The organism is Patescibacteria group bacterium, from assembly GCA_028707065.1.
Classification (GTDB): domain Bacteria; phylum Patescibacteriota; class Patescibacteriia; order Patescibacteriales; family WJLG01; genus JAQTUZ01.
The window spans coordinates 12,963-24,979 of record JAQTUZ010000008.1; the positions used below are offsets into that span (position 1 = coordinate 12,963).

Genomic DNA, 12,017 nt, shown 5'->3' on the forward strand with positions numbered 1-12,017 from the left:
TAGCAAGAGGGGTGGATCGCCCCTGGCGAGACGGGGTGTGTTTTAGTTTTGTTCAAGCCGAACAAGCGCAATTACATCTCGCTCGTCGCCCCCCCTCATCATGATGATCTTCTTCCCCGCCCTCTTCTTTCTCTTCGCGCGCTTCAGTTCGGGGATGATGAAATAGACAATTAAGAATTATGAATTAAGAGATAAGAATTAGAGGAGATGATATGCATGGCAAACAAATCCCCGTTAAACCGGGGTTTTTGTTTTGTCTTTTTGTCATTGCGAGCCCCTGGCGTGGCAATCTCGCGCCACGCGAAAGGAACCACGCTTGGCCTTGTCGAAGTTTTTGAAAAGTGGTAGATTTTAAATAAATTTGGTTAAAATTACAAAAATAATTATATTGTAGTAGTTATGTCCCCCAGTGAAAAGTTAGAAATTATAGAAAAAGAAATTGATGGGTATATCTCAAAACAACCTATTTTCGGCTCATCTAGAAATTTAATGGTATTAAATTTACTTAGATATTTAGAATTTGTTTCTTTATCAAATAAAGAAACATCAACCTTGGAAAATTACTTAGCCAATGGGCACTCTACTGAGTGCCAAAATTTGAGGGGTGTTTCAAATTCTATAGATTGGGCTCATGAATATTGCAAATCAATTAATAATTTTGACTATAAATTCGATGAAAGTACTCTTAGAGAATTAAAATTAGCCTTTAGTCTATCACAAAATTACGGCAATATTTGCGACATTTTTTATTACATAAGAAAAAATATTTTGGATTGGAATTTTAAAACCGATAAAGAAATATTGTTGACGCAGAAAGATCAGGAAACTCAATTGTTTAAGGTTATAAATTATTTTATTGGTACGCACGAAGTAGAAAAGTTTAATAGTGTGCCAAGTGTTATATTAAAAATGAAAGGGTTTTTGGAAAATGTGATCGCGTTTTCAAATAAAGTTAAAATAAAGGGGAATACAAATTTCTTTAATTTCGATTTTAATATTCCAGAAATATATCCGGTATACAATGAACTGCTAAAGGAGCAAACAAGGTTGCAATGGAGGTTAGATGAAAAATGGGAATTGGGAGGATATAGCGTGAGCGATTTTCGTTTGGCATTCGTTGCTATTTTAACAATAGCCACTCTTCACAGTTTTCTTCTTTTTGGAATTTTTTCAAAAAGGGAAAAACTTAACGTTAAACCAAATAAATTTTTTCAGAATTTGGTTATGTTCAATTCAAAGCAGAAATGGGTAAAAATGATAAAAAATTTATCAAATTTACCATCCGACAAAATCGAGCACATTATTGACGACTTAACATATGACTTTAGCAATAGACGCAATAAAAATAAAATTGGTGTAACGGCATATTGCTTTTACCGGATTGGTGATCCTGTGTTGGCTCTGAGTAACGAAATTGTTAGAAGTTCAAATGCAGAAAGGAACGCTTGGCTAATGCTTGAGAGGAAGAATCGACAACTTCACTCAAAATGGGGTAACGAGAAGGAGAATTATTGGAGAGAAAATATAATATCAGAGTTACGGAAACGAAAAATTTGGGTTTTTGAAAGGGGGATTAATATTCTTGGTACGAATATTGATTTGCTAGTTATTGATTTCAATAAAAAATTTGGTTTATCAATTGAATTGAAATGGTTGACTCCCCCCAATAGAATAAGAGATTACTCGAGCCTTATCGATCCGGAATTAAGAAAGGGAAGGGAGCAAGCCAGTATTTGTGAAAAATGGCTCAATAGTAGTAAAAATGAGCTGGCTAAAAAAACAGGAATAGAATATTCTAAAATCAATAATATTAATTTTGGGTCAATTGTTCTTTCAAAAAACTCAATTGGTTCGCAAGCAGTAAATACGGATGATGGCCCCCCAATTGTTAGTGAGGATTTATTTTGGTGGATAATTAAAGAGCCATTTAATGAAGATATTACGACCTTGTATAAAATAGCAAAAGAGAAGAAATTTTACCCCCGAATTAATAAACATTTCACTGTGCAGGATTGTGAAGTTGAATATGCGGGGTACAAATTTATTGAAAAAGATTGTTACGTGCCACACAATAATACATGGAACCCAAGGCGCGATATTAAAAAATAGTTTTGGTTCCGCTACAATTTTGCCTTGGACTGGGGCGTTTGTTTTGCGCCAAGGTGGTATAATGATTACATAGCTAATAATTAACTTTATACTTTATGAATTTGTTCGAAAAATTCAACCTTAATATGCCAAAAGTTATTAAGATTGCCGGGCTTTCGCTCTTGGCGGTAATTGTGATCGTGATCCTTTTCCGGTTGGTCGGCTCTTCGATCGTGGCAATGATGCCGAATAATCTTAGGAACACAACCAGCATTATGCCTATTCAGTCCGGCACTAGCTATGATGCGGCCAAAGGCTACGGCGAATCGGCTTCTTACGCGGCTCCCGGCACGGCGAGTTTGTCGATCCGGAACGTTGTTTCAACTCCGGGCACGCCGATCTATCAAAATGGCGGCACGACCGGAAGCACTGCCGAGCAATTCGAAGTGACCGAATATAATGCGACGATTGAAACGCGTCAGCTTGATAGCACCTGCGCCAAAGTTGCCGACCTCAAACCGCTAGACTACGTCATTTTCGAGAATGCCAATAAATTTGATAATGGCTGTAATTATGTTTTTAAGGTCAAAAAGGATAAAGCCGAGGAAATTTTGGCGATCATCAAGCAGCTCAACCCCAAATATCTTTACCAGAATACCAATACCATCAAGCAGGTCGTCGATGATTATACCAGCGAGATCGATATTCTTAAGAATCAGCTGGCATCGATCGATGATACTCTTAAGAATGCCACCGCCGCTTACGATGATATTATGAAGCTGGCTAATCAGGTGAAGGATGTTGAAAGCCTGGCTAAGATAATCGACAGCAAGATCAACACGATCCAGCAGCTGACCCAGCAGCGGATCAACATCAGTAATCAGCTCGCCTCGCTTCAGCGCTCAAAAGCCGACCAGCTTGACCGCCTGGATTATGTGAATTTCCGCGTCAGCATCACTGAAAATAAATTCGTCGACGGAAAAGTCCTGAAGGATTCCTGGGTCGCGGCGATCCAGAAATTCGTCCGCGATGTCAATCAGATCGCCCAAGATATTTCGGTCGGCCTTGTCGCGCTCATCTTGATTATTCTGCAGTATGCGCTTTATATCATCATCCTGCTGCTCGTCGTAAAATTCGGCTGGAAATTAGTTAAGCGGATCTGGAAGGGGAAGAATTAAACGGTTTAAAAAAGATCGCCTGGGCTAGGCGGTCTTTTTTTAAAAAAAGTGGCTCACCCCCTATTTAAGTATAAAAAATGGTGACGATATTGATTAATCGTCACCCGATGATTACGGAAAAGTTTTGGTTTCGCCGCAGTCCGCGGCGAGACTGCGGCTGAACCAAAATAAAAAAGAGCCCGTTGCTTCCAGGCTCTTTTGAAAAAAACATCAGAACTTCTCGCCGTTAAAATCGAAATACAAAGATATTCCTTGCATGAAGTATTTCGTTCTTGCGCCGGCAATTGCTATTGGGGTATACCTCAGGCTATAACTGATTCCAATAACATAGACCTCAAGTGAAAATTTTCCGCTCAACCCCACGCTCCAGACATCAGAATGATCGACATAATATCTTTTCCAGTTTGCATAGCTCTCATCAAGCTGGAGATCATAATGTTTATCCCATTCATAATGAATGAAAGGAATGCCGATGCTTGCCTTCGCGAATATGGGAAGGTTGCTTTTGGGAGGTACGCGCATTTCTGCTCCGAAATACGGTTCTAACGCATAATCAGGATCCAGGGAAGCATGATAGCGGCGGTCCCAAGGATCTTGATACCAGCCCGTCGTCACATCTATTGTAAACTGAGAAAAATAAGATACCTTGATCCCCGGGAACAGCATCAGACCTTTGTTGACGCGCATCATATATTCCTCGCCCAGATTATACTCAAACGAAAGACGGCTTTGTATGGCATGAACATCGCCGTAATTCGGATCGTTAAATAAAGTCAATTCATCCATTAAATTTTTGTCGGGAATATCAGAAAAGACGCCGGTGGCTTCAACGTAGTGTGACAGGTAATTCTTTTCTTGCCGGTCTTTTTTGTAAGTAGCCGGACTGATAAATATCGCGCAGCCGATAAAATTGCAGCACAAAACGATCACGATGATTGATTGGCGATTCATAATTACCTCCTTCGCGGATAGAGAAACTTAAAAAGGTTGTTAAAAGAGCCAAGAAAACAATATAACGAAAAAGTTAAATAGTCAAGTTTTAACCAATTAACTTAATATCTATGGATGATAAAAAAGCGGCCGAAATTCTGATCGGCTTGTTGAAAAAGTATTCGCTAACTGGCGAAGAAAAGGAAGCGGTGGAGAATGCCATCGGCATTTTGAGCTGGACATCTTTGGCTCAAAGCCGGATCAAGGCGCGAAAAGAAAAGCTGGACAAAAGTGTTAAAGAATAAAATAACCAATCCTTGCGGGTTGGTTATTGGGAATCGCGATAAATTGATTCTTTAGAAGTTTTGAACTTTTTTCAATTCTCTTTTCAACTCATTCTCAAGGATTGCCTTTTCTCTTTTTAGCCTTGAGCTGTTCTTGCTGAGTAGCTTGAAGTTGCTATTTTCAAGATCTGTTTTTTTGAGAGAGGTGTATTCGATAATGACGTTCTCGCGCGGTCTAAGGGCGGATAAATTAAACCGGATTGAATCGTCCATTTTGAATCGACCAGTGACCTTCAAGATTACGTCATTTCCCAAACCAAGAAAATAATCACCTTTCTTTATCATCGTTCCTCCTGGCTGAAGTTAAAATGTTTATAGAAAAAAGCCTTATTTTCAAAAAAGGACCGTTCAAAAAATATTATCAGGAAATTTAAAAATAAGCAATCCAATCTGAAAAAGTTAAAATAAAAAAGCCGTGAACGAACGCATTCACGGCTTTTGTTGTCTGAAAGAATTTCAGATCAGCATCCCTCTTTCCCATCCTCCTTTGATTATCAAATTGCAGACATCATTGTCATGCTTGAGGACGAGTTCGGCGATCTTCCTGCCCGCGGCAGAAGTCGTTAAACAAAGTTCCTGGTCGGCAGTTATCTTGTTCTTGCTCGCGATATGCTTCAGGTCGCTCAAAGAACCAAAGATCAGTTTTTCCAACTCGGCTCGATCGGCGAACTCGGCATTAATCGTTCCGTTGATGAATTCTTCGGCTTGGCCGACAGTGAACTGTCCGCGGCGGTAGTTTATAGCGACTGAGAAATCACTCAGAACGATGCTCATATTGACTCCTTTTTTCGAAAGATTGTTGGTGATTTTAATGTAATTTTATTTTTAAAAATTAACTTTTGATAATACCAAATAATAGTGCAAATGTCAAGGCCATAAATGATTCTTAATAATTGCCGGCAAAGATAATGGACAAGAACCTTGAATAATCGCCACTATCGGCGATAACCACCCCCAGCCCCTCCTTGAAAAGGAGAGGAACACATACCCTTATAATATAGGGGGTTTGTTTTTCTTGACTTTTAAGATTTTGTGTGGTATAATTTTTTAAGATAAACAATTAATCTAATTTCTATGAGTAAATTTAATCAAGGAGGAGATTTTAGCGGCCGGGACAGAAGTTTTGACCGCAATGCGCCAAGACAGATGTATCAAGCTGTTTGCGCCGAATGCGGTCAGAAATGTGAAGTTCCGTTTAAGCCGTCCGGCGACCGGCCGGTGCTGTGCAGCGCTTGCTTTAAGCAATCGGGCCGCGGCGGAGATCGCGAAGATAATCGCCGGGAAGAAAGACGGGATGAACGCCCGAGAAATGAGAATCGAAAAATGTACGATACCACTTGCGCTAAATGCGGCAAACCTTGCCAGGTTCCTTTCCAACCGAAACCGGGACGCGATATTTTCTGCTCTGATTGTTTCAGCCGCGATGGCAAACATGAAGCCAAACCTTCTGCTTCTAATCAAGGCCCGAAAGGAGCCAGTTATGATCAGCAATTCGCCGCGCTCAATGCCAAGCTGGATAAGATTATTAATTATTTGAATCCGGCTGTCATTAAACCGGCCGCCGTTAAACCTCTGGAAATGATCGTCAAACCCACCTCCGCTAAAGCTATGGCGGACAAGCCGGAAGTGAAAAAGCCCGTCTCCGCTAAGGTTCCCGTGGCCAAGGCAGAAAAGAAAATTGCTTCTAAGAAAAAAGTTTCCAAGAAAAAATAACTCTCAATATTTTTCCGCAGCCTTAACCGGGCTGCGGTTTTGTTTTGCGTTGACGGCATTAATAAATTATGGTATGCTCGATTGAAAATTTATTATTGAAAGCACCTAAAATATTATAACCAAAAGAAAAGAGGAAAAAATGGACAAAAGGTCGGTCAGAAAGCCATTTGATCTTGGCGATGACGTTCGCTTATCGCCTTCGATGATGTTTGCGGACCTGCCGCAGGATCTGCCGAGCAATTTGGCGCAGCTTGCTTCCTCCGGTATTTTTGGAAACCGGCCGAGCGCTAATTTCAATGTTTTTACGAGCGCTCCTCGCCATCAGCCCTGCGGCGGATGCCTGTATTTTGATAACGATATTGCCCGCGCGGATTTTGAAGCTTTGATGAGGATTCTGAAAGTCGGGGAAAAGGACAGTCGTTTTTTTGCAGTCTTTGCCGTCGAGTCAGAACGGCCGGGGGTCGAGGGATGCTTAACTCAACTGCGAATCGTGACGCGCTTTGCGCTTCGGTTTCTGTTCAAAGTTATCAGCGACAAAGAATATGACAATTTTCGTGAACAGAAGTTATCCGTTGTTGAAGTTTTCTGGTCGTTCATGGAGTTTGAACGAAACCGCTGGGGAACAAGTTATGTTCAGGACGAGCAAAAGGGGCTCGCGGGTCTTTTTGGCGGAGACGGCGATTCTGCACGCGAGAAATTATCATTCGGTTTTATGGAGGAGAATAGCCGTAATGGCGTTTACCGCATTTGGTCGCGTGCTTGGCTCGTGACTCAATAAAAAATTTCAGCCGGATATTTTTCAGTCTGCCGCGGTTTCCCGAAAAGGAAATCGCGGTTTTTTATTATTTACCCCTTGATTTTTATAAGTGAATATGATAATTTTATCTGTTCAGTTCTTTTTATATAGACATAATCCATTCACCTTAACTTTAGGGGGTTGATGTGTTAGCTGAATATTTAGGTTTTGACCTTAGCACGACGGGTCTGACCGGCGGCGTTAAAGGGATCAACGGCGATGAAGGTTTCGCTTCGGTCGATATGCTCGGAGCAACGAAATGGCTGGAACAGCCGGCATTCGACCTTGACTATCTGCCCGAGATGATGGAAGGGGTTTTGAAACAGCTGATAGAAAAAGGCTGGGATTTTTCCTCACCGGGCGCGCTTTCTTTTTCCGTCCGCCAGCATGACATGGTTGTTTTGGACAAGTACGGCAAATCTGTAATTCCGGCTTTAAGCTGGCAGTGCAACGCGGCCGTAAAAATGACGGAATGGATCAACGCGCAAGAGGATCTTCGGCAGATCGTGGGAAAAGTCGAAGAACGTTTTATCCTGTCGAAGCTGGGGTGGGCTTTAGCCCAGATCTCGTGCCCTGGTCAGGTTAACAGAGTGATGACGACCGGCGATTATATCGCATATCGGCTAACCGGTATTGAGCGCTTAAGCGCGTCTGACGCCTTAAGCAACGGCTTGCTTAAGCAGGCGGATAAATGCCTGGCGGCCGAGGTAATCAAGGCGTGCGGTTTGGAACCCGAATGGTTTCCGCCCGTGATCGAAAGCGGCGCCGAGGTCGGGCGGGTGCGAATAGAAGAATCGGCCTGGAAAAAAATCTGTTCCATCTTGCAGGGCTGGAAAGTCATTTCCTGCCTGGGCGACAATCATGCCGGAGCTGTCGGCTGCGGATTGAATTCCGACAGCGCGATTGTTGTTTCCGCCGGAACCAGCGGGACAGTCGTCCGTATCAGCCATGATGAAGATAAGCGCTTAGGCGCGGCGGCTTGTTTCGAATATTACGATGAAAAGCTGCTGCTGATGATGATGCCGCGTTGCGCGGCCTGGTACAAAGATTTTGTCGAACACCATAGTATCGGCGGGACGTATGGGGCAATCGATACGGATATAGAAGATCGCATTGCTCTCGGCGCTGAGCTGGAATTGGTGCGGGTGGTGCAAGAAAAAAAAGGCGATGATCTGGTCGAGCGCTATCCGCGCGATTGGGTCCACTTTCCTTTAGCCAGTCATGCCGCGAGCGTGCAGGCTTCGATCGCTTTGGAATTGCTCCTCCTGGTCAAAAAAATGCTGGTCGAGGTCGTCGATCCTGAAGCCACTATCAATAAAGTGGTTTTGACCGGCGGTCTGTCACAATCATCTTTTTTTCGCGAAGTGATCGCTATCGGCCTGGAAATATTGCAGCCCGGTTTGAGGTTGTTCTTAAGCGACCACAAAGGTCCGCTCGCCTACAAAGCGGCGGCTCTGGGCGCCATGATCAACGCGATCATCGGCGATAGCGATGGAAACGCCCCGGATATTATCGGTGAGCTTTGCCCGACCTCTGAAGTGCAAAGACGCGGTTATATCCCCGAGGATATCGGTGTTTTTTTAAGCAAGTATTTAAGCTAAGGCCATTTTGGCCTTAATTCCGCCGCAGTTTTAATCATGAACTGCGGCGTTTTTTTGCTTAATTGCGCTGCTGGCGATATAATAGAGCCTTATGGAGATTAGCTGCAAAATCAAAAAGAGCCGGAGAGCCAAGAATATCTGCCTGCGAGTCTGCGCCGACGCGACTGCCGTGTTGACGATTCCTTGGTGGGTCTCGAAAGAGGCGGGGCTTAGATTCTTGGAATCCAAAAAAAAATGGTTAATCGATAAGATAAGAATTAAGAAAGAAGAATTAAGAATTAAGCCGCAACGAACCAAGGCTGATTATTTAAAAAATAAACGGCAAGCGGAGAGATTGGTTTGGGGAAGATTGGAACATTTTAATTCTTTTTATAATTTTGAATACAAACGCGTTTGCGTCCGCGACCAGAAAAGCCGCTGGGGAAGCTGCTCGGCCAAGAAGAATCTGAATTTCAGCTACAGGATCGTTTTTCTGCCGCAAGAGCTCGCTGATTACTTGATCGTCCACGAACTTTGCCACTTAGGCGAGATGAACCACTCGGCAAGATTTTGGAAGTTAGTCGAAAAAACAATCCCTAATTATAAAATATTACGAAAAAAATTATTAAAGAAAGGAAATCTTTACTAAAATTATAATCGATTCTTCCGCTGTAACACACCCTGCCTCGCTTACGCTCGGCACCCCTCTCGAGAGGGGACTTCGCAACGAAGAAATCAGCCGGTAAAAAGTCCCCTCTAGAGAGGGGTGGCAGTCCGCCGCCTTGTCCGCCTCGGGCGGAGGACTGACGGGGTGTGTGAAAATCGGCATTAAGATTTTGCAAAATATAATTCAGAAAATGAAATTTATGGAATTTAATGATGAACAGAAAAAAATAATTGAAAGTATCAATGGCGTATTTATAATTTCCGCGCCGGTGGGAACGGGGAAGACGACGATCTTGACCGAGCGGGTGGCGAAAGCGATTGAATCGGGGATTAAGCCGGAAGAAATTTTGTGTTTGACTTTTACCAATCGGGCAGCGGAAGAAATGTCCGAGCGCATCAAAGCGAAAATTAATAATAAAAAGATTTACGACGAGATAACGGTCAAGACTTTCCATGGCTGGTGCGCTTATTTCATCAAGGCCGAGGCCAAGGCGATCGGTTTGCCGCGGGACTTCGTGATTTTCGAGGAAGAAGAACAAAGAGAAGTGATGAAAACGATTTTGGAAAAACATCCGGAAGTAAGAATTGATGAAGAAAAAGCCAGCCGGGAAATTTCCAATCTGATTGAAAAAGTTTACGACGCCCGCCTGAATGGCCTGTTAAGGGAGATCGGCATTACGATCGATGAGTTAAAAACCGACAAGTCGATGGAGGCGATCGGCGCGGAATATCATCAGGCATTGGCCGAGCAGAACGCTTTGGATTTTAATGAATTGGTCTTGCTTGCTTTGCGGACTTTATATTTAGATAAGAAAGTTCAAAAGAAATGGGCAAGCAAATATCGTTTTATCCAACTGGACGAATTCCAGGACACGCATCTTTCCGAATATCTGGTCGTCAAAGAATTGGCCAAAGTTCATCAGAATGTTTCTTTTATTGGTGATTTGGATCAGACGATCTATACTTGGCGCGGCTCCCAGCCGGTATTTCTCACCAAGCTGATCAAAAAGCATTTCCCCGCCGTAGTTGAATTGAGCTTGTCCACCAATTATCGCTTTGATCCGAATATTCTGGCCGCGGTCAAATCTTTTCTGGGAAGTTTTATGAATCACTCGACCCAGGAATTAAAGACGCTCAAGGAAAATGATACGGAAGAAAAAGCGGTCAATGTTTTTTCCGCCCATAATTTCCGCGAAGAAATTTCCTGGGTGATTGAAAAAGTCAAAGATTTGCGCGAAAAAGAACCCGAGGCTAAGATCGTCGTCATTTCGCGCACCAATAATCTGATCACTAAGACCGCGGATATTTTTGCCGAAAAGGGCGTCGCCCATATTACGGTGGATAAATACGAATTTTTCCGCCGCCAGGAAGTGAAAGACGTTTACGCTTACTTGAAAATAATTTTTAACCGCTTTGATCTGGAAGCGGCTTACCGCCTGGTCAAGCGCCCGCCGCGCAATATCGGGTCAGCTACGCTCAAGGCGATCGTGGAAAAAGGGGATAAGATCGGCATGAAAGTTTCGGATTTTTTGAATTTCAAGAATTATAAATACCCCGAACCATTCTTTAATCTGATCAATAAATTTGATCAGGGACGGTTGATAGTTCTGGATACGGAAACGACCGGCACCGATGTTTTGTCCGACGATATTGTCCAGATCTTCGCCCAGGAGATTATTAACGGCAAAGTTGAGCGCCGCTTCAGCCGCTATTTAAAGAACGACGTTCCGGTCGGTTTTTCCGAAACGATCCACAGCTTGTCGGATAAATTCTTGAAAGAAAAAGGCGAAAATCCGACCAAGGTTTTGCAGGAGCTGAAGGAATTTATCGCAGGCGACGCAACGATCGGCCATAATGTTATTTTCGACTTGACCATGCTTATTGAGAACGGCAAGCGACGGGGAGTGACGTTTGATTTTAAAGAATATTATGACACGCTCGATCTGGCCAAGCGCGTCGTGGAGTCGCCCAATTATCGTTTGAGCACCTTGGCGGAATTATTGGGACTGGCCACGGCCACGCATGATGCTGAAGATGATGTGTCGGCGACCGTCGGTTTGCTGGGCGTGGTTGTGGAACGGCTGAAAAAAGGCGCGCCCGAGCGGGTTAAAACTTGGCAGGAATATTCGGTTAAATTTTTGAAATTATCGGGTGTGATCGACGCCTGGCAGAAAGTAGTGCAAGAAGTCAGGCCGCCCGAAGCTTTGGAAAAAGTCTGGGAAGAATCAGGGCTCAAAGAATTTTACGAGCACGACCCCGGGCGGTCTTCGTCCGCCGTAGCCTTGGCGGAGGCGGGCAAGCGCCTGAGATCGATCGAGGAATTGAAAAAAGTCTTTGCCGAAAAAGACAATCCGGATAAGCGGCCGGAAGTTTCTTTGCGCGAATTGATCCATTATGCCGCCCTGGTCAAGGATATAAATTTCCTCGGTTTGGAAAAAGGAAAAATTCCGATTGTCACCGCCCATCAGGTCAAGGGCCTGGAATTCGATTATGTTTTTATCATCGGCATGAACGAGTATATTTTTCCGATCGCCAAATCGGATTTGGAAGAGGAGAAGCGCCTTTTTTACGTGGCCATGACTCGCGCCAAGAAAAAGATTTTTATTTCTTACAGCCAATATAATGATAATGGCTATACCGCCACCAAAAGCCGGTTTATTGATTATATTGATGAGAAACACATCAATTTTTTTAGTTGATTAGTTAATTGGTTAATTAGTTG

The 12,017-nt window shown here is 43.3% G+C and carries 11 protein-coding genes; 8 read left to right on the forward strand and 3 right to left on the reverse strand.

The features are described from left to right. Positions 1-399: 399 nt before the first annotated feature. The gene (locus PHE24_03505) at positions 400-2,109 is read left to right on the forward strand and encodes a hypothetical protein (protein MDD4902179.1); all 1,710 of its coding nucleotides are present in this window, start codon (positions 400-402) and stop codon (positions 2,107-2,109) included. Positions 2,110-2,234: 125 nt separating this feature from the next. Then, complete coding sequence (locus PHE24_03510; GenBank protein ID MDD4902180.1) at positions 2,235-3,266, forward strand: hypothetical protein; 1,032 nt, start codon at positions 2,235-2,237, stop codon at positions 3,264-3,266. A gap of 210 nt (positions 3,267-3,476) precedes the next feature. Here the strand turns inward: PHE24_03510 and PHE24_03515 are convergent, their stop codons facing one another. Then, entirely contained in the window at positions 3,477-4,217 is a 741-nt protein-coding gene (locus tag PHE24_03515; protein ID MDD4902181.1) for a hypothetical protein, read from the reverse strand. Between the two features lie 110 nt (positions 4,218-4,327). Here PHE24_03515 and PHE24_03520 point away from each other — a divergent pair, with 110 nt between their 5' ends. Next, positions 4,328-4,501: a hypothetical protein gene (locus PHE24_03520; GenBank protein ID MDD4902182.1), complete on the forward strand. Its 174-nt coding sequence runs from the start codon at positions 4,328-4,330 to the stop codon at positions 4,499-4,501. A gap of 51 nt (positions 4,502-4,552) precedes the next feature. On the opposite strand, the gene PHE24_03525 is transcribed toward PHE24_03520, so the two are convergent. Beyond that, the gene (locus tag PHE24_03525) at positions 4,553-4,825 is read right to left on the reverse strand and encodes a hypothetical protein (GenBank protein ID MDD4902183.1); all 273 of its coding nucleotides are present in this window, start codon (positions 4,823-4,825) and stop codon (positions 4,553-4,555) included. 171 nt (positions 4,826-4,996) lie between these two features. Then, positions 4,997-5,314, reverse strand: coding sequence for a hypothetical protein (locus PHE24_03530; GenBank protein MDD4902184.1), 318 nt, complete (start codon positions 5,312-5,314; stop codon positions 4,997-4,999). A gap of 300 nt (positions 5,315-5,614) precedes the next feature. On the opposite strand from PHE24_03530, the gene PHE24_03535 reads away from it, so the two are divergent. The 5 genes from PHE24_03535 (at position 5,615) to PHE24_03555 (ending at position 11,994) form a co-directional block, all read left to right on the forward strand. After that, positions 5,615-6,253, forward strand: coding sequence for a hypothetical protein (locus PHE24_03535; GenBank protein MDD4902185.1), 639 nt, complete (start codon positions 5,615-5,617; stop codon positions 6,251-6,253). A gap of 139 nt (positions 6,254-6,392) precedes the next feature. Continuing rightward, positions 6,393-7,031: a hypothetical protein gene (locus tag PHE24_03540; protein ID MDD4902186.1), complete on the forward strand. Its 639-nt coding sequence runs from the start codon at positions 6,393-6,395 to the stop codon at positions 7,029-7,031. A 164-nt stretch (positions 7,032-7,195) separates the two neighbouring features. Continuing rightward, positions 7,196-8,650 carry an FGGY family carbohydrate kinase gene (locus tag PHE24_03545; GenBank protein MDD4902187.1) on the forward strand — a complete coding sequence of 485 codons (1,455 nt, stop codon included), beginning with the start codon at positions 7,196-7,198 and terminating at the stop codon, positions 8,648-8,650. A gap of 91 nt (positions 8,651-8,741) precedes the next feature. Continuing rightward, positions 8,742-9,278 carry a M48 family metallopeptidase gene (locus PHE24_03550; protein MDD4902188.1) on the forward strand — a complete coding sequence of 179 codons (537 nt, stop codon included), beginning with the start codon at positions 8,742-8,744 and terminating at the stop codon, positions 9,276-9,278. Between the two features lie 217 nt (positions 9,279-9,495). Continuing rightward, on the forward strand, positions 9,496-11,994 hold the full coding sequence (locus PHE24_03555) for a 3'-5' exonuclease (protein ID MDD4902189.1): 2,499 nt from the start codon (positions 9,496-9,498) through the stop codon (positions 11,992-11,994). Positions 11,995-12,017 lie beyond the last annotated feature (23 nt).